Source organism: Sphingomonas sp. STIS6.2, assembly GCF_000732685.2.
Lineage (GTDB): Bacteria > Pseudomonadota > Alphaproteobacteria > Sphingomonadales > Sphingomonadaceae > Sphingomonas > Sphingomonas aerolata.
Window position 1 is genome coordinate 178,940 of sequence record NZ_JPDP02000041.1, and the last position, 24,231, is coordinate 203,170.

At 66.5% G+C, this 24,231-nt stretch carries 18 protein-coding genes; 15 read left to right on the top strand and 3 right to left on the bottom strand.

Annotated elements, in window-relative coordinates:
* Positions 1-3 precede the first annotated feature (3 nt).
* Positions 4-1,287, bottom strand: a complete 1,284-nt coding sequence (locus tag sphst_RS07095) for a M20/M25/M40 family metallo-hydrolase (protein ID WP_031394496.1) — start codon at positions 1,285-1,287, stop codon at positions 4-6.
* Between the two features lie 94 nt (positions 1,288-1,381).
* On the bottom strand, positions 1,382-1,837 hold the full coding sequence (locus sphst_RS07100; protein WP_031394497.1) for a universal stress protein: 456 nt from the start codon (positions 1,835-1,837) through the stop codon (positions 1,382-1,384).
* A gap of 134 nt (positions 1,838-1,971) precedes the next feature.
* Here sphst_RS07100 and sphst_RS07105 point away from each other — a divergent pair, with 134 nt between their 5' ends.
* From sphst_RS07105 to sphst_RS07175, 15 genes are all read left to right on the top strand, one after another.
* Complete coding sequence (locus tag sphst_RS07105) at positions 1,972-3,351, top strand: pyruvate dehydrogenase complex dihydrolipoamide acetyltransferase (RefSeq protein ID WP_107045351.1); 1,380 nt, start codon at positions 1,972-1,974, stop codon at positions 3,349-3,351.
* Positions 3,352-3,462: 111 nt separating this feature from the next.
* Positions 3,463-3,675, top strand: coding sequence for a hypothetical protein (locus sphst_RS07110; protein WP_031393452.1), 213 nt, complete (start codon positions 3,463-3,465; stop codon positions 3,673-3,675).
* A gap of 44 nt (positions 3,676-3,719) precedes the next feature.
* Positions 3,720-4,061, top strand: coding sequence for an acyl-CoA thioesterase (locus tag sphst_RS07115; RefSeq protein ID WP_042466532.1), 342 nt, complete (start codon positions 3,720-3,722; stop codon positions 4,059-4,061).
* 21 nt (positions 4,062-4,082) lie between these two features.
* The gene (gene lpdA, locus sphst_RS07120; protein ID WP_031393450.1) at positions 4,083-5,477 is read left to right on the top strand and encodes a dihydrolipoyl dehydrogenase; all 1,395 of its coding nucleotides are present in this window, start codon (positions 4,083-4,085) and stop codon (positions 5,475-5,477) included.
* 202 nt (positions 5,478-5,679) lie between these two features.
* The gene (locus sphst_RS07125) at positions 5,680-6,201 is read left to right on the top strand and encodes a DUF2975 domain-containing protein (protein WP_043156533.1); all 522 of its coding nucleotides are present in this window, start codon (positions 5,680-5,682) and stop codon (positions 6,199-6,201) included.
* Positions 6,201-6,431, top strand: coding sequence for a helix-turn-helix domain-containing protein (locus sphst_RS07130; RefSeq protein WP_031393448.1), 231 nt, complete (start codon positions 6,201-6,203; stop codon positions 6,429-6,431). The genes sphst_RS07125 and sphst_RS07130 overlap by 1 nt, the downstream gene beginning before the upstream one ends.
* Positions 6,432-6,448: 17 nt before the next feature.
* A complete protein-coding gene (locus sphst_RS07135; protein WP_043156530.1) occupies positions 6,449-7,396 on the top strand; it encodes an ABC transporter ATP-binding protein in 948 nt (315 codons plus the stop codon).
* The gene (locus sphst_RS07140; RefSeq protein ID WP_031393446.1) at positions 7,393-8,892 is read left to right on the top strand and encodes an ABC transporter permease; all 1,500 of its coding nucleotides are present in this window, start codon (positions 7,393-7,395) and stop codon (positions 8,890-8,892) included. Before sphst_RS07135 ends, sphst_RS07140 begins: the two co-directional genes overlap by 4 nt.
* A 60-nt stretch (positions 8,893-8,952) precedes the next feature.
* Complete coding sequence (locus tag sphst_RS07145) at positions 8,953-10,998, top strand: M13 family metallopeptidase (protein WP_031393445.1); 2,046 nt, start codon at positions 8,953-8,955, stop codon at positions 10,996-10,998.
* Positions 10,999-11,403: 405 nt separating this feature from the next.
* Entirely contained in the window at positions 11,404-14,511 is a 3,108-nt protein-coding gene (locus sphst_RS07150) for a TonB-dependent receptor (RefSeq protein ID WP_031393444.1), read from the top strand.
* Between the two features lie 55 nt (positions 14,512-14,566).
* A complete protein-coding gene (locus tag sphst_RS07155; protein WP_031393443.1) occupies positions 14,567-16,117 on the top strand; it encodes a tryptophan halogenase family protein in 1,551 nt (516 codons plus the stop codon).
* A complete protein-coding gene (locus sphst_RS07160; protein WP_031393442.1) occupies positions 16,114-17,649 on the top strand; it encodes a tryptophan halogenase family protein in 1,536 nt (511 codons plus the stop codon). Before sphst_RS07155 ends, sphst_RS07160 begins: the two co-directional genes overlap by 4 nt.
* Before the next feature lie 159 nt (positions 17,650-17,808).
* Positions 17,809-19,359 carry a GH39 family glycosyl hydrolase gene (locus sphst_RS07165; RefSeq protein WP_325049446.1) on the top strand — a complete coding sequence of 517 codons (1,551 nt, stop codon included), beginning with the start codon at positions 17,809-17,811 and terminating at the stop codon, positions 19,357-19,359.
* 21 nt (positions 19,360-19,380) lie between these two features.
* Positions 19,381-20,937 (top strand): alpha-L-fucosidase, encoded by a 1,557-nt coding sequence (locus tag sphst_RS07170; RefSeq protein WP_107045354.1) that lies wholly within the window; start codon positions 19,381-19,383, stop codon positions 20,935-20,937.
* A gap of 133 nt (positions 20,938-21,070) precedes the next feature.
* On the top strand, positions 21,071-23,119 hold the full coding sequence (locus sphst_RS07175) for a beta-galactosidase (protein WP_234387501.1): 2,049 nt from the start codon (positions 21,071-21,073) through the stop codon (positions 23,117-23,119).
* Between the two features lie 58 nt (positions 23,120-23,177).
* Here sphst_RS07175 and sphst_RS07180 read toward each other — a convergent pair whose 3' ends face one another.
* Positions 23,178-24,170: an SDR family oxidoreductase gene (locus sphst_RS07180; protein ID WP_107045355.1), complete on the bottom strand. Its 993-nt coding sequence runs from the start codon at positions 24,168-24,170 to the stop codon at positions 23,178-23,180.
* Positions 24,171-24,231: the final 61 nt, after the last annotated feature.

A 24,231-nucleotide genomic window follows, 5' to 3' on the forward strand; every position in this document is an offset into this window, starting at 1 on the left:
CGCTCAGCGGCGGCGTTCGCGACCCGCGAAACTGACGACGCTCTCGCTGCCATCCGCGCCGAGTGCGGACACGCCGACGAAATGGTCGTCGACGGGGGTCTGGGCGAGCAGCGTCTCGGTGCCGGTGACGTCGCGCACGTCCTTCCAGTCCTGCGTGTCGTTGCGCCGCCAGCGGACGCGGTAGCCTGCCGCACCCGGAACCGCGGCCCATTTGACCTGGGTGTCGCGCGACAGGGCACCGGCGATCGATACGTCACCCGGTGCCGCGGGCGCGGCGGCGAGGCGGGCGAGCGTGGCGATGTTGATCGCGGTCACCTTGGCCAGATAGGGGAAGTCCATCCCGGCGATCGTGTCGCCATAGTCGACACCGTTTTCGGTGCGCAGATCCTGGTGCTGGCGATCCCAGTTCTCCGCCGCGACCGAGAAGCGGACCGCGGGATAGCCGAGCTTCAGAAACGGTTCGTGATCGCCGCCGCGGCCGAAACGGTCGGGGCGACGGTCGAGCATCACGTCGAGCCCGCCGGGAATCGTCCCCGCGACGCCGTCGATCGTCTTAGCGAGCGCGCGGCTGGGGCCATCGTCCTCGCCACCCTCGGCGCGACGACCGATCTGCGCGGCAAGGTCTTCGGACGCGCGAATGCCTTCGGAAAAGACGCGGACGCTCGACGCCATGCGGACGCCGCCCTGGCCGATCGTGTTGCCGACTATGTCGTTGTTGAGCATTGCGGTGACGGTCCAGCCGCGCGCCTTGGCGGTGTCGGCGAGCAGCTCCGCGCCCCACAGGCCCTGTTCCTCACCCGAAAACACCGCATAGACGATGGTCGCGTCGAACTGCCGCTTAGACAGCGCGCGGGCGGCTTCGAGCACCAGCGCGACGCCCGACGCATTGTCGTTCGCGCCCGGCGCGTCGCTCGTCACGTTCATGACGTCGGTCACCCGGCTGTCGATATGCGCGCCGACGATCATGACGCGATTCGGGTCGCGCCCCTTCTGGATGCCCAGCACGTCCTCGACATAGACGCCGGTCGGTGCGCGCGGACCCGACACGGTGCGGCCGATCCGCTCGACCGTGACGCAGCCGCCACAGGCGCGGCCGATCTCGGTGAAGCGCGCCGCGGCCCAGCTGCGTGCGGCACCGATGCCGCGCTTCGGATCGGTGGTGGTCGATGCGGTGTGGCGCGTGCCGAACCCGACCATCGCGGTCACATCGGCCTTGAGGCGGGTGGCGGAGGGCGCGGGAAGCGCGGCGGCGGCTGCGGCGAGCAGCGGAAGGGCGAGGATCGGCATCGGCGTCACCGTGGCGGCTTCGGCCGGGGAGCTCAAGCGGGGAGTGTTGGATTCGCTCGGTTTAGCCCTCCGCCTCCGTCATCTCCCGCCGCCGTCAACTGAGCCGGTCGATCGCCTCGCTGGTCAGCGACCCCGGGATGATCATGACCGGCACGGGCAGCGCACCCGCATCGGTGCCGGAGAAATGCGCGATCAGCGCACCCGGCGCACCGCTCGCCGCGGCGCCGAGCACCAGCGCGGCAATATTGGGGTTGGCAGCGATCATCTCGCGGATGATCTTGGGGCCTTCGCCCTCGCGAACGGTGATCGACGGGCGCAGATCCGATTCCTCGATCAGCGTGCCCGCTGCGGCGGCGACGAGGCCCTCGGCATGCAGCCGCGCCTCCTCCTCGATCGTCGCCTGGACGCCGCCGAACGCGATGAATTCCTGCGGCGGGATCAGCGTGAGGATCTCGACGCCGCCGCCGGTCTTCACCGCGCGCCGCGCCGCGAAGCGCAACGCGATACCCGCCTCGGGCGACTCGTCGATGACCACCAGATAGACACGCATCATATTCCCCTGTTTATCGGGCTTAGGTGCCGTGCAGATGCGGTTCGCGCAAGGGGAAGGCGGCTTCGCGGGGTTGACCCGGGCGGGCGAGGGCGCGAGTAGGCATGCCGTTACGTAACGCCCTGGGGACCTCCATGTCGATCGAGATCAAAATGCCTGCCCTGTCGCCGACCATGGAGGAGGGCACCCTCGCCAAATGGCTGGTGAAGGAAGGCGATACGGTGAAGTCCGGTGACATCATGGCCGAGATCGAGACCGACAAAGCGACGATGGAATTCGAAGCGGTCGACGAAGGCGTGATCGCCAAGATCCTGGTCGCCGAGGCGACCGACAATGTGAAGGTCGGCACCGTCATCGCGATCCTGGCCGAGGAAGGCGAGGATGCGTCCTCGGTGTCCGCGCCGACCAAGAGCGAGACGCCCGTCCCCGCGGCCAAGGAATCGGAGGCCAAGCCCGATCCCAAGGATCCCAACGACACCGGCAGCGAGGCCAAGCCCGTCGCCCGGACCGAGACGTCGGCCGAGGATCATGGTCGTCCCGCCGATGCGGGCGCCGCGTCGGAGTCCAAGCCTGAATCCAAGCCTCAGTCGAAGCCCGCCAGCGGTGACCGTGTGAAGGCGAGCCCGCTCGCCCGCCGCCTCGCCGCCGACAAGGGGATCGACCTTGGTTCGGTGTCGGGGTCGGGGCCGAAGGGTCGCATCGTCAAGGCCGATGTCGACAGCGCGAAGCCCGGGGCCGCGCCTGCCGCCGCGCCCGAAGCCGCCGCACCGGCCGCCTCTGCTGCCGCGCCAGCACCCGCCGCCAAGCCCGCGGTCGTGCCGGATATCCCACACGAGTCGACCAAGCTCAGCAACGTGCGCAAGACGATCGCGCGCCGCCTGACCGAATCGAAGCAGACCGTTCCGCACATCTACCTGACCGTGGACGTGCGTCTCGACGCGCTGCTCAAGCTGCGCGGCGAGCTGAACAAGAGCCTCGAAGCGCGCGGCGTGAAGCTGTCGGTCAACGATCTGCTGATCAAGGCGCAGGCCGTCGCGCTGATGCAGGTCCCGACCTGCAACGTGATGTTCACGCCCGACCAGCTGATCAGCTTCCAGCGCGCCGACATCTCGGTCGCGGTCAGCACGCCATCGGGTCTGATCACGCCGATCATCGTCGGTGCGGACACCGCCTCGCTGTCGTCGATCTCGACGCAGATGAAGGACCTCGCCGCCCGCGCACGCGACGGCAAGCTGAAGCCCGAGGAATATCAGGGCGGTACCGCCTCGATCAGCAACATGGGCATGTTCGGCATCACGCAGTTCGATGCGGTCATCAACCCGCCCCAGGCGATGATCCTCGCGATCGGTGCAGGCGAGAAGCGTCCGTACGTGATCGGCGACGAGCTCACCGTGGCGACCGTTATGTCGGCGACCGGCAGCTTCGACCACCGCGCGATCGACGGCGCGGACGGCGCGCAGTTCATGAAGGCGTTCAAGCATCTGGTCGAGAACCCGCTGGGCATGCTGGCGTAAGACCGTGACCGCTGTGGCCCCTCTCCCGTTCGCCCTGAGCGAAGTCGAAGGGCATGAGTCCCATATGCCTCGACTTCGCTCGGCACGAACGGGGTTGGGCCGGCGCGCGTCATGACCAGGACGCTCATCGAGATCCTGCACATCCTCGTCGGGCTCGGCGTCGCGGTCGCGATCACCTGGGCGGCGGCCTGGTCCTATCCGCTCGGGCAGGACGTGATCTGGTGGTGCGGGGCGGCAGCGATGGTCGTGACCGTGATCATGGGAATCGGGCCGCTTAGGCAGGCCCGCATCCTCGACCGACAGACCAGCAGGAGCCACGCGTGACCGACCTGCCCCCCGACAAGGCGCCGACGATCCGCGTCACCGCGATGCCCGCCGATGCCAACCCTTACGGCGACATCTTCGGCGGATGGCTGATGGGGCAGATGGATCTGGCCGCCGGTTCGGTCGCCTCGCGCCGCAGCGGCGGGCGTGCGGTGACCATTGCGGCGGACGCCATGAAGTTCCACATGCCCGTCGTCGTCGGCGACGAGGTGTCGGTCTATGCAGAGCTGATCGCGGTCGGCCGCACGTCGATGACGATCGAGGTCGAGGCATGGCGCCGCGCGCGGCACAGCAACGACAGCTGCAAGGTGACACAGGCGCGCTTCATCTTCGTCGCGGTCGGCGACGACCGCAAACCGCGGCCCGTGCCGCCCGCTTCCAACTGATTCACTTGAAGGACTCTCCACGTGGCTGACACCTATGATCTGGTCATCCTTGGTTCGGGCCCCGGCGGCTATGTCGCGGCAATCCGCGCGAGCCAGCTCGGCCTCAAGGTCGCGATCGTCGAGCGCGAGCGCCTGGGCGGCATCTGCCTCAACTGGGGCTGCATCCCGACCAAGGCGCTGCTGCGCACGTCGGAAATCTATCACTACATGCAGAACGCCGAGAGCTATGGTCTGAAGGCGGACAATGTCGGCTTCGATCTCGCCAAGGTCGTCGACCGCAGCCGCAAGGTCGCGGGCCAGCTGAACGCAGGCGTGAAGGGCCTGATGAAGAAGAACAAGGTGACCGTCGTCGAAGGCGTCGGCACCGTGACCGCAAAGGGCAAGCTGAGCGTCAAGCAGGGCGACAAGACCGTCGAGCTTCTGGCCAAGAACATCATCGTCGCGACCGGTGCCCGTGCGCGCGACCTGCCGTTCGCCAAGGCCGACGGGAAGACGATCTGGACCTATCGTCACGCGATGGTGCCGACCGAGATGCCGACCAAGCTGCTGGTTATCGGATCGGGCGCGATCGGTGTCGAGTTCGCCAGCTTCTACAACGACATGGGCGCCGACGTGACGATCGTCGAGATGCTCCCGCGGATCCTGCCGGTCGAGGACGAGGAGGTCTCCGCGTTCATGAACAAGGCGCTGACCAAGCAGGGTATCAAGCTCCTGACCGGCACCGGCCTCGAAGGCCTCGCGCCATCGGGCGGCGGCGTCACCGCGAAGATCAAACACAAGGACGGCAAGGTCGTCGAGGAGACGTTCAGCCACGCGATCGTCGCGATCGGCATCGTCCCCAACACGGAGAATATCGGGCTGGAAGCGCTCGGCGTCGAGACCGACCGCGGGCACATCAAGACCGACGGCTATGGCCGCACCAATGTCGACGGCATCTGGGCGATCGGCGACGTCACCGGCGCGCCGTGGCTCGCGCACAAGGCTAGCCATGAGGGCATTATCGCGGTCGAGAAGATCGCCGGCGGTTCGCCGCACCAGATGGACAAGGCCAACATCCCCGGCTGCACCTATTCGCGCCCGCAGGTCGCGAGCGTCGGCATGACCGAGGCGAAGGCCAAGGAAGCCGGCTATGAGTTGAAGGTCGGCAAATTCCCGTTCATCGGCAACGGCAAGGCGATCGCGCTCGGCGAGGCCGAGGGTTTCGTGAAAACGGTGTTCGACGCGAAGACCGGCGAGCTGCTCGGCGCGCACATGGTCGGCGCGGAAGTCACCGAGCTGATCCAGGGCTATGTCGTCGCACGCCAGCTCGAGACGACCGAGGCCGAGCTGATGGAAACCGTGTTCGCGCACCCGACGCTCAGCGAGATGATGCACGAGAGCGTGCTGGGCGCCTACGGCCGCTCGATCCACTACTGAGCCCGACCGCGTGACGTCACCCGCGCTTCGGCGCGGCGGGTGGCGGCACCGTTTACGATGCGGCGCGCGATCAGACCGATCGTGCGCCGTTTTGCCGTCGCCAACGCGGCGATGAGCGTCCCGACCAAAATGGACCAATGAATCGACTTGCCGTTTATCGATAGGGCCCATATCGTTTTGCAATATGCAGGCGGGGGCGGCGATGAACAGGGATCGGGTTCTTTGGGGGGCGACGGGGCTGCTTCGGCTGATGCTCGTCCTCAATATCGTCTGCGCCGCGGTGTTCGCGCTGGCGTTGCTGCTGTCCTGGCCGATGCAGGGCATGCTGGGCGCGCGGCTGACGCATAAATACGGCGCGCTGCTCGATCTGGACCAGGCGGTGCTGGCGATCCGCATGATGCTGTTCGTCGGCATTGCCGGCGGCGTCGCACTGCATCCGATCTTCTCGAACCTGCTCCGCATCGTCGCGACGGTCGAGGCGGGGGATCCGTTCGTCGACGACAATGCCACGCGGCTCGCGCGGATTGGCTGGGCGCTGCTGGCGCTGCAATGCCTCGATCTTGCCTTTGGCGGCGTGGTCCGCTGGATTTCGCTGCTCAAGCTCGACGTGAGCGGATGGACGCCGTCGCTGGGCGGGTGGATCGCGGTCGTGATGATCTTCGTGCTCGCGCGCGTCTTCCGGATCGGTGCGCGGATGCGCGACGACCTGGCGATGACGGTCTGATGCCGGTCGCGGTCAGCCTGGACGCCATGCTGCATGCGCGGCGGATGACGCTGACCGAGTTGTCGGAGGCGGTCGGCATCACGCTCGCCAATCTGTCGATCCTGAAGACGGGCAAGGCCAAGGCGATCCGCTTCACGACGCTGGAGGCGATCTGCCGCGTGCTCGACTGCCAGCCGGGCGATCTGCTGCGGGTCGTCGACGAGGATGAACGGGGCGAAGACGGAATTTAAACGGGGGGGATGGTCCGATGGACGCACTGGTTCTGGACGGGGTGACGAAACGGTTTGGGGAGCGGACCGCGGTCGACGCGCTGAGTTTTGCGGTACGGCCGGGGGAGATCTTCGGCTTTCTCGGCGGGAATGGCGCGGGCAAGACGACGTCGCTGCGCATGGTGCTCGACATCGTGCGGCCGACGGCGGGACGGATCTCGGTCCTCGGCTGTCCACCCGGCCGCGAGAATGCCGCCGATCTGGGCTTCATGCCCGAGGAGCGCGGACTGTACCGCGGGATGACCGCGATCGACACCGTCACCTATTTCGGGCGGCTGAAGGGCATGTCGGCGGCCGCGGCACGCGCGAAGGGCCATGCGCTGCTCGACCGGTTCGGCCTTGCGGCATCGGCCAAGATGCAGATCGACAAGCTGTCCAAGGGCATGGCGCAGAAGGTTCAGCTCGCCGCGACGCTGGTCAACGGCCCGAAGCTGCTGCTGCTCGACGAACCCTTTTCGGGCCTCGACCCGGTGAATCAGGGGCTGCTGGAACATGAGATCCTGGAGGCCGCGCGGGGCGGGGCGACCGTGGTGTTCTCGACGCATGTGATGCAGCATGCCGAGCGGCTGTGCGACCGGCTGTTGCTGCTCTCGCAAGGGCGCAAGGTGTTCGAGGGTACGCAGGCAGAAGCGCGCGGGCGGTTGCCGGCCCGCCTGACGATCGTCGCGCGCGATACGCCGATGCGGTGTCCCGGCGTCGAGCGCGCGGAGCCCGGCGCGGCCGATGCGCAGGGCTGGCGCGACTATGACGTGACGCTGGCCGAGGGGATCGATCCTGCCGACGTGCTGCAATGCCTGACCGAGCAGGGCGTGACGCTGCGGCGGTTCGACCAGCACCGCGTCAGCCTGCACGACGTCTTTCTCCATCTTGTCGGCACCCCTCCAGCCGGGCTCGCCGACCCGGCTATGGCGGAGCATGCAGCATGACCCACAATATCCTTCTCGTCGCGATGCGCGAGTTCCGACAGATTACGGGCATGCGCAGCTTCTGGCTGACGCTGCTGATCCTGCCGCTGGCGCTGGCGGTCGGGCCGATCGCGAGCCGCCTGACCCAGTCCGAAAAGACCCAGCGCGTCATGCTGATCGATGCCGATGGCCGTGCCGCGGCGGCGATCCGCGCGCGGCTCGATACCGATCACCAGCGCCGGATCCTGACCGCGCTGTCGCGCTACGCACAGCGCTACGGACTCGATCGCGCCGATCCGGGCGCGCTGTGGGCGCAGCATGACCGGCTGTTCGGCGACGCCGATGTCGCGACGTTCGCCAAGGCGGGCGGCCTGCCTGCCGCGCTGGCGGCGATGCGGCCGGCGACGACCTCGGAAACGCCGAAGTTCGACGCGCCCGAGGCCGATTTCGTGGTCCTGCCAACGCCGCCTGCAATTGCGCGCGCGGCGCCCGGCGCGCTCGATGCGCAGCTGAAGCCGCTGCTCCAGCCGGGCGAATTCGGCAACAAGACGGCCAAGCCGCTCGACTATGCAGTCTATATCCCGCGCGTCTTCGGCGTGCAGACCGCCGATGTGCGGCTCTGGTCGAGCGAGCAGCCTGGCGCGAATTTCGTCCAGCCGTTGCAGACCGTGCTCACGCAGGACCTGCGTACCGCCTATCTCGAGTCGACCGGGCTCGCGCGCGATCAGGCGCGCACCGCGACCAGTCTGGTCCCGGCGATCGCGGTCTCGACCCCGACGCCTGGGGGCGGGCGCGAACGGATGCTGGTGCGATCGGTGGTGCCGTTGCTCAGCGCCTATATCCTGCTGATGTCGCTGCTGTTGTCGGGCAACTGGATCCTGCAGGGGCTGGTCGAGGAGCGGTCGAACAAGCTGATCGAGACGGTGCTCGCCTGCATCAGCCCCGACGAGCTGCTCTATGGCAAGCTCGTGGGGACGGTCGCGGTCGGGCTGACGATGGTCCTGGTCTGGGGGCTGTGCGCGACCGGTGCCGCGGTGGCGACGCAGGGCGCGGTCGGCGCGTTCCTGCAGGCGGCGCTCGCGCCGCTCGCCTCGCCCTGGATCATCCTGGTGATGCTGTACTTCTTCCTCGCGGGCTATCTGATGGTGTCGATGATCCTGCTGGCGATCGGCGCGATGAGCGATTCGATGCGTGATGCGCAGAGCTATCTGACGCCCGTGCTGCTGGTCATCGCGATGCCTTTCACGGTCGTCGCGCAGGGCGTCCTGTCGAACAGCGGCGCGACCGCGATCAAGGTGCTGACCTGGATCCCGATCTACACGCCGTTCACGATGCTCGCGCGGCTCGGCAGCGGAGTTTCGACCATGGAGATCGTCGGCAGCGGCGCGCTGCTGGCGGTGTTCATCGGCATCGAGTTCGTCTTGCTCGCGCGTGTGTTTCGCGCCAGCCTGCTCAATGCGGGGCAGAAGCCCAACCTCGCCGCACTGGCCCGGTTGATGCAGCGTACGCCCGCCTGACGCATGCGTACCGTTCATATCATTTCGGGGATCCAACCCCGGTTTTCTGGAGGAGCTATGATGTCGTTCAATCGTATTTCGCGTCTGTCGCTGGGGGTGGCGCTGCTTGCCCTGTCCGCACCCGGTCTGGCCCAGACCGGCACCCCGGCCGGCGCGCGCTATGGCAGCTTCGGGATCGACCTGACCGCCGCCGACAAGGCGGTGAAGCCGGGTGACGATTTCTGGACGCATGCCAATGGCGCGTGGGACAAGCGCACGGCGATCGCACCGGATCGCACGTCCGCGGGCGGCAGCGTGATCCTGGCGGATCAGGCCGAGCAGCAGGTCCGCGCGATCCTCGACGATGCCGCGCGCGATCCCGCCGCGGTCGGCGCCGGGGCCAAGCAGTTCGGCGATCTCTATGCGAGCTTCATGGACGAGGCCGCGATCGAGCGCGCCGGCGCCGCACCGCTCAAGCCCTATTTCGCGAAGATCGACGCCGCCACCGACAAGCAGAAGCTCCAGACCTTGTTCTCGACGGTCGGCTATGCGTCGCCGGTCGAGGTCGGGCAGCTGCCCGATCCCGCCGATCCGAAGCGCTATGCGGTGGCCGCGGGGCAGGGGTCGCTGGGCATGGGCGGCCGGGATTATTATCTCGAGCAGGGCGCCAAATACGACACCTTCCGCACGGCCTATCGGGCCTATGTCGAGAAGATGCTGACGCTGTCCGGCGTGGCGGATGCGTCGGCCAGGGCGGACCGGATCGTCGCGCTCGAAACCGCGATGGCCAAGGTCCAGTGGTCGCCGGTCCAGTCGCGCGACCTGCAGGCGATGCTGAAGCCGATGGACGCGGCGGGCCGCAAGGCGCTGGCGCCCGATTTCGACTGGCCGCTGTTGCTGTCGACCGCGGGCTATGCCCAATTCCCGGTCGTCTACATGACCAACTCGACCGCGCTGACCGAGCTCGGCAAGATCTTTGCCGCGACGCCCGTGTCGACGTGGCAGGACTGGATGAAGTTCCGCCTCGCCTCGGCAAGCGCCGGTGCGCTGCCCAAGGCGTTCGATCAGGCGACGTTCGATTTCTACGGCAAGACGCTGGCCGACCAGCCGGAGCAGCGCGCGCGGTGGAAGCGCGGGATCGCGCTGGTCAACGGCACCATGGGTGAGGCCGTCGGCGAAGTCTATGTGAAGCGGCATTACCCGCCCGAGAGCGAAGCGAAGATGGGCGAGCTGATCGCTAACCTGCGCGCGGCGTACAAGGAGCGGATCACCGCGAACAGCTGGATGGATGGCGCGACCAAGACCCAGGCGCTGGCCAAGCTCGCCGCGTTCGATCCGCGGATCGGCCATCCGGTCAAATATATCGACTATTCATCGCTCGACGTCGTCCGGGGCGACCCGGTCGGCAATGCGATGCGCGCGGGCGAATTCCAGCATCAGCTCGACCTCTCGCGGCTCGGCAAGCCCGTCGATCGTACGCTCTGGGGCATGACGCCGCAGACGGTGAACGCCTATTACGACCCGCTCAACAACCAGATCACCTTCCCCGCGGCGATCCTCCAGCCCCCCTATTTCGATCCCAAGGCGGATGCGGCGGTCAATTACGGCGCGATCGGCGCGATCATCGGGCATGAGATGGGGCATGGTTTCGACGACCAGGGCAGCCAGTTCAGCGCGACGGGCAAGTTCGAGAACTGGTGGACGCCGGCCGCCCGCACCGCCTTCACCCAGCGCACCGCTGCGCTGTCGAAGCAGTTTGACGCCTATGAGCCGATCCCGGGTGTCCGCGTGAAGGGTGCGTTGACGCTGGGCGAGAATATCGGCGATCTGGGCGGCGTCGAGACCGCTTATGCCGCGTATCAGAAGTACCAGGCGGAGCATGGCAAGGCGCCCGTGATCGGCGGGCTGACCGGCGACCAGCGCTTCTTCCTCGCTTACGCGCAGGCATGGCAGGCAAAGCTGCGTGAGGGCGCAGCGCGCGCGCGGCTGCTCACCGATCCGCACTCGCCGCCATTCTACCGCGTCAACGGGATCGTCCGTAACGTCGATGCCTGGTATACGGCGTTCGGGGTCAAGCCCGGCGATGCGCTGTATCTGGCGCCCGGCGACCGCGTTCATATCTGGTAACATCTCGCGGGGCGTGTGGCCGTTCACACGCCCCGATTTCTTGTGCGCACCACGCGCGACCCGGCCGTGATATCGCTATCCAAGATAGCGCCCGACTGCGACCCGAAGGCCGTTGCGCCCGACGAGGCCAGTGGATACGGGACCAGGCTAGCCTGACGGGCCGGCGGGCGCTCAGCAACAAAGGTAAGCACTCGTGTCGCAAAAGTCGGCTCGCAGCTGCCGGTTTGCTTAAATTTAACAAAATCAATTTATGATTTGATTGCTTTCGTTTAAGTCTCGCATCCTCGCTTTGTCTCTATTGTCTTCTAAATCAGATCAGCCTAACGGCGGTAGCGGTAGCATTCGTTTACAGATGCGCCGTTGCTGATGTGGTGCGTCTGATGCGCTGCGGCATGGGGAGGGGTTATGAAGGCGTTCGTTCTGAATTCGGGGCCACGTGGGCGTGTGGCGATCGCGATGCGGGTCGGTGTGTCGCTTGCGGCGCTGCTGGCAGCAGGCGCGGGCAGCGCTGCATGGGCGCAGGCGGAAACGCAGACCGTGTCGCCCGACACGACCCAGGCCGCGACGCCGGGACAGGAGGTCGGTCAACCCGCGGCCGATGCGGCCGGGGACGGTGATATCGTCATCACCGGCCGTCGCGCCGCGCTCGAGGCTGCCGACGAGCGTAAGCGTCGCAGCGAGACGATCGTCGATTCGGTCGTCGCCGATGATGCCGGCAAGCTGCCCGACAACTCGATCACCGAAGTCCTGCAGCGCGTCTCGGGCGTTTCGATCGTCCGTTTTGCCGCGCTGGGCGATCCCGACCATTATTCGGTGCAGGGGTCGGGTGTTCAGGTCCGTGGCCTGACGGGCGTCGCGTCGCGGCTGAACGGCCGCGAGATCTTCAGCGCGAACAACGGCCGCGCAATCCTGTGGAGCGACGTCACGCCCGAACTGATGGCAGCGGTCGACGTCTACAAGGCATCGACGGCCGACCTGATCGAGGGCGGCACCGGCGGCCAGATCGACCTGCGCACCAAGATGCCGTTCGACTTCAACGGCAAGTTCCACATTGCTGGCACCGGCGAACTCGCGCTCGGCGACATGGCGAACAAGGCGGATCCGTCGGGGTCGGTGCTGATCACCGATTCGTTCGATACGCCGATCGGCCGGATCGGCCTGCTCGGCGACGTGGCGTTCAGCCAGTTCAGCTCGCTGTCGCAGTTCATCCGCGTCAGCCCGTATTTCAAGACCAAGCTCAGCGATGGCAACGAGCGGTACGTCCCCAGCGGCTTCGCCTATGGCGACGAGGCGTTCCAGTACAAGCGCTACGGCATCTATGGCGCGGCGCAGTGGCAGCCGGCCGAATCGCTGACCTTCACCGGCAGCTTCTTCCAGTCGCGCTACAAGAGCCAGTCGAGCGATTACGGCACGCAGCTGGACTCTCAGACGCTGGCGGTCGATCCGGCGAGCAGCTCGTTCGACAGCAACGGCCTGCTCACCAAGACGAGCGCGCTGTTCAACCGCGACACGGCGACGTTTGCCCCGACGGGTGGGGCGGTCAACAGCAGCGGCAACAAGGGGTTCGTCGAGAGCAACACGCGGACGCGCGATTATTCGCTGTCGTTCGTCTGGGCGCCGACAGACAGCCATGTGTCGCTGAAGGGATCGCTGCAGCGCGTCGATTCGCGGCAGATCTATGATCGCCTCGACATCTTCCGCGACGTCGGTTTCGGCCAGAGCTTCGGCATGGACCTGACGGGCGACCTGCCGCAGATCACCGTCAGTCCTGCGACGCAGGCGTCGTTCGCCGATCCGGCCAATTATTTCTGGACGGCGTCGATGCCGCACAACGAACGGAACAAGGGGCGGCTCGATTCAGGGCAGCTCGATGCCGAATATACGTTCGACAACAGCTTCTTCCGGTCGGTCAAGGTCGGCGGCCGCTATGCCAAGCGGACCGAGCGCGATCTGTCGAACGGGTATAATTGGACCGCGCTGGGTCGCGGTTGGAACGGTGATCCGCAGCTGACCTATGCCAACGCCGCGCCGGGCGACGTCGCCAGCCATGCATTCAAGGACTTCTTCCGCGGCAACACGACGCTGCCGGGCAACCTGATGTTCGCATCGGAGGATCTGGCGTCGCGCTTCAATGAAAATCGTACCGGGCTGGTGACTGCACCGCCTGCCGGCTTCTGCACCGGCAATGAATTCAACTGCTCGGTTGCGGGGCAGCTCCCGGTCACCGGCTATGGCGGCCAGTTCAACCCCGACGGCACGCTGGCGATCCGGCCTGTCGGGTTCGTCCTGCCGGGCGATCAGGTGAATAACCGTACCGAGAATATCGCGGGCTATGCACTGCTCCGCTTCGGGCCCGAGGAAGGCGCACGCGGCATTTCCGGTAACGTCGGCGTGCGTGTCGTGCATATCGAGAATGAAGGCAGCGGGTTCATCCAGCAGAATGGCGGGACCGTCTTCATCCGCAACGGCGCGCAGGTGACACTGGCGAACACGTTCCTCGCCCGCGGCGGCAAGGCGGACTTCACGCGCGTGCTGCCGTCGATCAATCTCGAATATTCGCCCACCGACCGGATCAAGGTTCGCGGCGGCTACAACATCACGATGGATCTGCCGAGCTTCAACGCACTGCGCGCGTCGGGTTCGATCGGCGTGGCAACGACCCCCAGCCAGACGCCCGGCGGGATCGGGACGTTCAACAACTTCACCGCGGACACCGGCAATCCGTTGCTGAAGCCGACGCTGTCGAACAATGTCGACCTCTCGCTCGAATATTACGGCCGGGCAGGGACGTCCTTCCATCTGGCCCCGTTCTACAAGCGGCTGACCAACCTGCCGATCTATGCGCTGACCAGCCGGCAGGTCACGATCCAGTTCACCGACGGTACGACCGAGAATGTGGCGGCATCGGCCACCGACTACGTCAACTCGACCAAGGCGGCGACCGTCAAGGGCGTCGAGGCCGGTGGCCGGTTCTTCCTCGACATGCTGCCCGGTGCGCTTGCCGGGATCGGGTTCGAGGGCAACTACACCTTTATCAAGAGCAGCAATCCGGGCGATGTCTACCGCGACATCACCGGTGCCGCTCGCAACGACGCGCCGCTGGTGGGTCTGTCGAAGCATAATCTGAACGCGACGCTGTTGTACGAGCGCAACCCGATCTCGTTGCGCGTCGCCTATTCCTGGCGCTCGCGCTATCTGTTGTCGACGAACAGCAACGGCACGAACGGCACCTATACCTATTACAGCGTGCCGGGTGTCGTGACCAACCAGGATGGCGGCCTCGATGCGTCGACGCAGATCGCGTTGCCGATCTATGGCGGCAATTATGGCTCGGTCGATGCCGGTGTGCGGTTCAAGGTGAACGACCAGTTCTCGTTCGGCGTGCAGGGGACCAACCTGACCGCCGCGACGCAGCGGACGCTGATGGGTGGGTATCCCGGCGGCAAGCTGGTCGGGCGCAGCTGGTTCCAGGCCGATCGCCGTATCAGCACTGGCATAAACCTCGCCTTCTGACGATGATGCGTCCCCTGTCGACACGCTGTCGGCAGGGGACGGAGCGGAGCGCGTGATGCGGAAGAGGATCCTGATCGTTGGCGGCGGGACCGCCGGCTGGCTGACCGCGGGCTATCTCGCGAAACGGCTCGGCGCCGATCTGGCGGGCGGGGTCTCGATCACGCTGGTCGAATCGCAGGACATCGGCATCCTCGGCGTGGGCGAAGGGACCTTCCCGACGATCCGGCGGACGTTGGCGACGATCGGCATCGACGAGGCCGAGCTGATCCGGCGATGCGGCGCGACGTTCAAGCAGGGGGCGAAGTTCGTCCACTGGCGCCACGCGCCCGGGCAGGGCCGCACCGATCATTACTCACACCCGTTCCAGGTCGCCGATGCGAGCGACGGCCTCGACCTGCTGCCCTATTGGCTGCTGGGGCATGGCGGCGCGGAGAATTGGGACGAGGTCTCCAATCCGCAGAAAAAGGCCGCGGACGCGATGCGCGCGCCCAAGCTGGCGACCAACCCCGATTATGTCGGGCCGCTCAACTACGCGTTTCATTTCGATGCGGTGGCGCTCGCCGGGCTGTTGCGCGAGCATGCGGTCAGGAACGGTGTCCGGCATCTGACCGATACCGTGTCCGAGGTGCTGCTCGCGGAGGATGGGGCGATCGGCGGGGTGCGCACCGAGTGGAACGGGATGCTCGACGCCGATCTCTATATCGACTGCACGGGCTTTCGCGCAGAGCTGATCGGCAAGGCGATGAAGGTGCCGTTCCGGTCGTGCCGCGAGGTGCTGTTCTGCAACCGCGCGATCGCCGCGCAGCTGCCCTATGCAAAGCCCGGCGATCCGATCGCGTCCTATACGATTTCGACCGCGCAGGAGTCGGGCTGGATCTGGGACATCGGGCTCGATCGCAGGCGTGGCATCGGGCACGTCTACTCGTCCGACCATAGCGACGACGAGACCGCCGAACGCGTGCTGCGTGGCTATCTGGGCGCCGGCGGCGACGAGGCCGACGTGCGCCATTTTAAGTTCGATGCGGGGTACCGCGAGGTCAACTGGGTCAAGAATTGCGTCGCGGTCGGGCTGTCGAGCGGGTTTTTCGAGCCGCTCGAGGCTACGGGAATCGCCTTTGCCGAGGTCTCGGCAGGGATGATCGCGAACCTGTTTCCCTGGGGCGGCGACTACGAGACGTCGGCGCGCCAGTTCAACGCCAACATGCTGCGCCGCTACGAGCGTGCGCTCGATTTCATCAAGCTGCATTACTGCATCTCGGAACGGCGCGACACGGCGTTCTGGCGCGACAATGTGGCCGACACCTCGATCCCCGACAGCCTGCTCGAGCTGCTCGACCGGTGGCGGTTCCGGCCACCCAACGAGCTCGACATCGACGGGCAGGTCGACATCTTCACCGATGCGAGTTGGCAATATGTCCTGTACGGCATGGGCTGGAAGACCGACCTGAGCGCAAAGGCCGGCGCGCTGCGCTATGCCGAGGATGCGCGGCGTGCGTTTGCCGAGGTCCGGCGTCAGGCCGACTATGCGGTCCGCAACCTGCCGTCGAACCGCGATCTGGTCACCTATGCGCAGCACCATCATTTCGGTGCGCGAGCGGCGGCGTGACGGATCCCGGCCCGGCCCGCATCACCCGGATCGTCATCGTCGGCGGGGGGACGGCGGGGTGGATGACCGCCGCCGCGATGGCGCGGCTGGTCGAGAGCGGCGTCGCGGTGACGTTGGTCGAATCCGAGGAGATCGGCACGGTCGGGGTGGGCGAGGCGACGATCCCCTCGCTGCTAGACTATAACCGGATGCTCGGCATCGACGAGGACGACTTCGTCCGCGCGACGGGGGCGACGTTCAAGCTGGGCATCGAGTTTCGCGACTGGGGGCGGCTGGGCGACGCGTATTTCCATCCGTTCGGCACGCATGGCCGCGACGTCGAGGGGGTGGCTTTCCATCAGCTCTGGCTGCGTCAGGCGGGCCTCGCGCAACCCGGAATGCCGGAAGCCATCGGCGACTATTGCCTGTCCACGGTCGCGGCGCGCAACGGGCGTTTCACGCGACCTTCGGCCAATCCGCAATCGGTCCTGTCGACGCTGTCCTATGCCTTCCACTTCGATGCCGCGCTCTATGCCAGATATCTGCGCGACCTTGCCGAGGCGGCGGGTGTGGTGCGGATCGAGGGGCGCGTGGTGGCGGTCGATCGGCAGGCCGGGACCGGCTTCATCGAAGCGGTCCGGCTCGCGGACGGACGTGCGATCAACGGGGACCTGTTCATCGATTGCAGTGGGTTTCGATCGCTGCTGCTCGGCGATGCGATGGACGTCGGGTTTACGAGCTGGCAGCACTGGTTGCCCTGCGATCGTGCCTGGGCGGTGCCGAGTGCACCCCGCGATGCGCCGGCCCCGCATACGCGCGCGACCGCGGAAGCGGCCGGCTGGCGCTGGCGGATCCCGCTCCAGCACCGCGTCGGCAACGGCCATGTCTATGCGAGCGACCATGTCGACGACGAGACCGCGCTGCGGGTGCTGCTGGACGGACTGGACGGCCCGCCGCTCGCCGATCCGCGCCAGTTGCGGTTCGTCGCGGGGCGGCGCGACCGGCTGTGGGAGCGCAATTGCGTCGCGATCGGGCTAGCCGGCGGCTTTCTCGAGCCGCTGGAATCGACGAGCATCCATCTGATCCAGTCGGGTATCGCGCGGCTGATGAGCCTGTTCCCCGATACCGGGTCCAGCGCGGTCGAGATCGCCGAATATAACCGGCAGATGCTCCGGGAGTATGATCAGGTCCGCGACTTCATCATTCTTCACTACCATGCGACGACGCGGACGGACTCGGCGTTCTGGCGTCATTGCCAGAGCATGACGCTGCCGCCGTCGCTACAGGCCAAGCTCGATCTCTGGGCGGGACGGGCGCGGATCTTTCGCGAACAGGGCGAATTGTTCACGCCCGACAGCTGGATCGCGGTCCTGCTCGGGCAGGGTATCCGGCCGGCGTCGGTCGATCCGCTGACCGCGGGGCTACCGGTGGCGGAGAGCGCCCTGTTCCTCGACCATGTGCGGGAGATGGTCGCCAAGACCGCCGAGGCGATGCCGCGCCACGCTGACTTCATCGCCCGGCATTGTGCGGCACCGCTGCGGACCGCGGCATGATACGATCCGCACGTATCGGCGACCGCTAAAAAGCTTATTTGTCGGACAAAGCTTGCCCTTCCGCCTGATCGCGCTACCATCATGGCAATTCGTATAAGAACGGGAGCGGGTATGCGGTGGGCGTCGAGCGCGGGAATGGCTGCGTCAATAGTCGCAGCGTTGAGCACTCTGCCGGCCGCAGCGGCCCCCGTTGCCCGTGGGGGCGAACGTCGCGTCGTCATCGATGCCGCCAAGGCGGCAGATCCGGTCGATCGATCCTTCGACCTGTCGATCGGCTCGGATTTCCCGGGCACGCTGATCCGCAGCGACAGCCAGGCGCAGCTCAAGACCGCGGTCGACGAGCTCGGCTTCCGCTACATCCGCTTCCACGACATCTTCCACGACGTCCTCGGCACGGTGCGCAAGACCGATGCGGGGATCGTCTATGACTGGACGAAGATCGACCAGCTCTATGATGCGCTGCTGGCGAAGAAGATCCGGCCCTTCGTCGAGCTCGGTTTCACGCCCAATGCGATGCGGACGTCGGAGCAGACGATCTTCTACTGGAAGGGCAATACCTCGCATCCCGATCCGGCTTTGTGGCGCGGGCTGATCGATGCCTATGTCCGCCATGTTCGGCAGCGTTATGGCGCCGACGAGGTTCGCCGCTGGTATTTCGAGGTCTGGAACGAGCCCAATCTCGACGGGTTCTGGGAAAAGGCCGATCAGAAGGCGTATTTCGATCTCTATGCGGACACCGCGCGGACGATCAAGGCGATCGATCCGGCGTTGCGGGTCGGCGGGCCATCGACCGCGGGCGCGGCCTGGGTGCCCGAGCTGCTCGCCTTTACGAAGCGGAACGCCGTGCCGATCGATTTCGTGACGACGCACACCTATGGCGTCGAGGGTGGTTTCCTAGACGAGGAGGGCAAGCAGGACACCAAGCTGTCGGCGTCGCCCGACGCGGTGGTCGGCGATGTGCGCCGCGTTCGCGAGCAGATCGAGGCGTCGGCCTATCCGGGGCTGCCGCTCTACTTCACCGAATGGAGCACGAGCTACACGCCGCGCGACTTCGTCCATGACAGCTATATCAGCGCGCCGTACATACTGACCAAGCTGAAGCAGTCGCGGGCCTATGCGCAGGGCATGAGCTACTGGACCTATACCGACCTGTTCGAGGAGCCGGGCCCGCCGCCGACGCCCTTCCATGGCGGGTTCGGATTGATGAACCGCGAGGGCATCCGCAAGCCGGCCTGGTTCGCGTATAAATATCTGAACGCGCTGAAGGGCCGCGCGATACCCGTGGCGGACGACACGGTGCTCGCCGCCGCCGATGGTCAGCGGATCGCAGCCGTGGTCTGGGACTGGCAACAGCCGGTCCAGACGCTGAGCAACAAGCCCTTCTACACGCGGCAGGTGCCCGCGGTCGCGGCCCGGCCGATCGCGCTGACCTTCGATAACGTGCCTGCGGGGACGTACCGGCTGACCATCCGCCGGACCGGTTATCGCCGGAACGACCCGCTCTCGCTCTATATCGACATGGGCATGCCCGCGTCGCTCGATCCCGCGCAGCGCAAGGGGCTTGAGCAGGCCACGCAGGATCTGCCCGAACAGGCGCGGACCGTCCGGGTCGGTCTCAACGGATCGACGCGCGTCACGGTGTCGATGCGCAGCAACGACATCGCGCTCGTCACGCTGGAACCGGCAGGCAGCGCGGGCATCGAACAATAATCGGGCAAAAGGGGAGAAGACATGGCGGGATTTAGCAAGCGCGACGTGCTGGCCGCACCGCTGCTCGGCGCCTTGGGGGTCGGCGCGGCGCGGCTGGGGGCTGCGGCGGCTCCGGCAGGCGCAGCACGCGGCGGCCCGGCAATCCCCGCGGGACGGTTCGATGCGTCGGTCGCCTCGCTCAAGACCTATCAGACGCCCGACTGGTTTCGTGATGCGAAGTTCGGGATCTGGGCGCATTGGGGCCCGCAGGCGGTACCGCGTCAGGGCGACTGGTACGCGCGCTTCATGTATGTCCCCGGCCACCCGCATTACGAGCATCATCTCAAGACCTACGGCCATCCGTCGGAGCACGGCTACAAGGACCTGCTGCCGTTATGGACCGCGGCGCGGTTCGACCCGGACGCGCTGATGGACAAATATGCCGCCGCGGGCGCCAAATATTTCGTCTCGATGGCGGTGCATCACGACAATTTCGACCTGTGGCGTTCCAAGCATCAGCGCTGGAATGCGGTGGCGATGGGGCCGAAGCGCGACGTGGTGGGGGAATGGAAGGCCGCGGCCACGCGGCGCGGGCTGCGCTTCGGCGTGTCCGAACATCTCGCCGCGAGCTATACCTGGTGGTATCCGAACCAGATGTACGATCAGTTCTGGCCGAAGCTCGGGCTGGACTATGACGGTGCCGATCCCGCCAACGCGGATCTCTATCACGGCAATCGCGACGAGCCTTACCGCAACACGCCCGCCTCCTGGTACACCACGAACGCCGCCTATCAGCGGCACTGGTTCGACCGGATCGTCGATCTGGTCAACAGCTATCAGCCCGACCTGCTCTATTCGGATGGCGGGCTGCCGTTCGGGGCCGTAGGCCGCGCCCTTGTCGCGCATCTCTACAATGGCAGCATCGCGCGGCGCGGCCGGCTCGAAGCGGTCTATACCTGCAAGAATTCGGGGTCGGGGGAGTTCCACCGCGAGGCGTCGGTCGAGGATGTCGAGCGCGGGGTGCTCAAGGGCATCAATGCGCTGCCGTGGCAGACCGATACGTCGAATGGCGACTGGTTCTTCAATGACCGCCACCCCTACAAGACGACCAGCCAGATCGTCACGATGCTCGCCGATATCGTGAGCAAGAACGGCAACATGCTGCTAAACGTCGTGATGTATCCCGATGGCAGCCTGCCGCCGGAGTCCGAGACGCTTCTGGCGGAACTGGCGCCGTGGATGGCGGTCAACGCGCCGGCGATCCACGGCACGCGGCCCTGGAAGATCTTCGGCGAGGGGCCGACCGAAACCGCCGCGGGCATGTTTTCGGAAAAAGCGGATTACACGCCGCGCGATATCCGCTTCACGACCAAGAAGGACCAGCTGTTCGCGATCACGCTCGGCGAGCCTGCCGGGACCGTGGCGATCACCGCGCTGGCGCTCGGTAATCCGAACGAGCCGCGCGCGGTGCGGGCGGTCCGCCTGCTCGGCCATCGTGGGCCGATCCGCTTTCGTCAGACCGGGCAGGCGCTGGTCATCGACGTGCCCGCGACACTCCCGACCCGCCACGCCAGCGCGTTCCGGATCGACTTTGCCTGAGCGTCAGGTCCCGGCGTCACCGATCCACGCATGCGCCAGCTTGGCGCAGTACCGGCGCCCCCCGACCGGGGGCACCGCTTCGATAAGGACGACCATCTCCATGTTACGCCGCCGCGCGCGATCCATTGCCCTGATGTTGACCCTTGCAACGGCGGCGCCGGCGCTGCTCGCGGCCCCAGCGGGTGCGCAGAGCGCCGCCGGCCATCCCGGCTGGCTCGGCAAGGGGCAGCTGTTCGTCGGCACCTGTTATCAGCCCGTCGACCGCAGCCCGGCGCAGATCACCAGCGATATCGCGGTGATGAAAGCGGCCGGGTTCAACATGGTCCGGATGGGGGATCTGGCCTGGGACTATTTCGAACCCGAAGAGGGGCGGTTCACCTTCGAGCGCTTCGACGATGTGCTGCGTCAGATGCAGGCGGCGGGCATCCGGGTCATCGTCGACATTCCGGGCCAGCCGGCGCCGATCTGGCTGCACAAGCGCTATCCGGGCGTTGACATCGTCACGCAGGACGGGGTGCGGGTCAACGCCGCCTCGCGCTACTGGGACAATATCAGCGATCCCGATTATCGCCGCCTCGCCGGTCGGCTCGCCGAGCGGATGATGCAGCGTTATGCCAAGCATCCCGCGGTGATCGCGCTGGGCTATGACAATGAGATCGGCAATGGCCAGATGTCCTATTCGGCGGCGGACCGGGATCGGTTCGTCGTCTGGCTGAAGCAGAAATACGGGACGGTCGACGCGCTCAACACCGCATGGGCGACGCAGCGCTGGTCCCGCCGGATCGGCGACTGGGATCAGGTCGACCTGCCCTATGGCCGGGGTCCGGGGCCCAATGAGCGGTATCTCGACCTGCGCCGCTTCTGGTCGGACGACACGATCGGCGCGTTGAAGGACCTCGAATCCATCCGCAAGCGCTTTGCCCCGAACCTGCCGGTCGCGTCGAACTTCTGGCCGACCGCAGGGACCAAGGGGTTCGATTATCTCCGCTCCTGGGAAGATGTCTCGACCTATGGCGCGCAGGGATTTTACCCCGGCGACCCGCTCGGTGCGGGGTTCGAAGTCATGATGAACCGGGCCGGGCACCAGACGCCGGTCTGGTTCAACGAGTTCACCGCCGGCGGCGGGGGCTATTACGGCACGCCCGGGCGGTCGCGGATGTGGGCGTATTTCGGGCTGCTGCATTATGCACAGACGGTCCTCGCCTGGACCTTCAATTCTCATCTCGGCGGAGAGGAGCAGGCCTTGTTCGGGCTGGTCGACCATGACGACCGGCCGTCGTGGAAGGTGGGCGAATTCGCGCAGATCGCACGCGAGTTCCGCCAGCTCCAGACGATGGGTTTCCCCCGCTACGACCCGCCACAGGTTGCGGTGCATTATTCGTTCGACACGATGTGGCTGACCAGCCCGCCGCCCGGGCCCAATACCACGCCCGAATATTTCAAGACGGACTACACCACCGCGGTCAAGGCCGCCTTTGCGCCGCTGTACCGCGACAATATCGATGCGGCGGTGATCGACATCGGCCACGACCCGATCGACAGCTACAAGCTCGTCATTGTGTCGAGCGCGTATCTGATCGATGCGAAGATCGCGGCGGCGCTACGGGGTTACGTCGAGCGCGGCGGCACGGTCGTCATGACGGGCTATTCGGCGAAGGTGGACGCGACCGGGAAATGGTTCGGCACGCCCCTGCCGGGCGGCATGACCGACGTGTTTGGGCTGCGGACCAACGCCTTTTACCGATCCGAACAGCCGCTGCGCGTCCGCTTCGAGGGCCGCGAACTCAGCGGCACGGACCCCTATTACGAGGTGCTCGAGCCGAGCACGGCAAAGGTCCTGGCGCGGTTCGAGAACACGCCCGACAAGAGCCCGGCGATCACCGTCAACACATTCGGCAAGGGGCAGGCGATCTATCTTGCGACCGCGGCGCAACCGGGGTTGATCGATCCGCTGATCCGGTCGCTCTACGCCCGCCTGAAGATCCAGACGGGGCCGGCAACTCCCGACGGGGTGGTCGCGCGGACGGTCGAAGGACGGACGCTCTACGTCAATACGACGTCCGGTGCGCTGAGCGTGGCGATGCCCGGCGCGAAGTCGGGTACGGCCCGCGACGTCCTCACGGGGCGGAAGCTGCCCGGCGCGCTCGACCTCGCGGGCTATGGCGTCGCCCTGGTCGAGTAAGGGGCGTCGCGCTGGGGGCTCGAGGCTGATGCTTCGAGCCCCAGCGCGACAACACTCGTCAGGCGGGCTGTCCGTTGCCGCCGGTCGACCCGAAGATCTGCCCGGTCGAATAGCTGAGCGACGGATCAGCCGCTGCGACATAGAGCGCGGCGATTTCGGCCGGCTGGCCTGCACGCGCCATCGGCGAATCGCCGCCGAAGCTGCGCAGCTTTTCAGGCGTCGCGCCGCCGCTGACCTGCAACGGAGTCCAGAACGGGCCCGGCGCGACCGCATTGACGCGGATGCCGCGGCTCGCGACTTGCTTTGCCATGCTCTTGGTGAAGTTCAGCACTGCCGCGCGTGTGAGTGCATAATCGACGATGTCGGGCGACGGGTTGCCGGCCTGTTCCGACGAGGTGTTCACGATCACCGCGCCTGCACCCATCCGCTCGAGCGCGGCCTTAGTCAGCCAGAACGGCGCATAGACGTTGGTCTTCATCGTATCGTCGAAATCCTGGCTCGAGATATCGGCGATACCCGGGCGGGTCTGCTGGCGCGCGGCATTGTTGACGAGGATGTCGAGCCCGCCAAGCTGTTCGGCGGCCTGCTGCACCAGCTTGCGGCAGAAGCGTTCGTCACGCAGGTCGCCGGGAATCGCGACGGCCTTGCGCCCCTCGGCCCGGATCAGCGCGATGACTTCACGCGCGTCGGGTTCTTCGGCCGGCAGGTAGTTGATCGCGACGTCCGCGCCCTCGCGCGCATAGGCAATCGCCGCGGCACGCCCGATCCCGCTATCGCCGCCGGTGATTAGCGCTCGCTTGCCGGTCAGCTTTCCCGACCCTTTGTAGCTCGTCTCGCCGTGATCGGGCCGCGGCGTCATCTTCGACGCAAGACCCGGCCAGGGCTGGCGCTGGACGGGATAGGGCGGCTTGGGATAGGCGGCAGCGGCAGGCGTCGGCGCGGCGGCGGGCTTGCCCCCGCCCTGAGCCGCAGCGGCAACGGTGGTCGCGGCGAGCGCGCCAGCGGTGACGGCGGCGCCCGACACGAAGGTGCGGCGTGTTGGATCGGTCATGGTTCAGCTCCCGGGATGCGTGACATCCAAAGCGCCAAGTGACTGTGTCTGTTCCGGATCC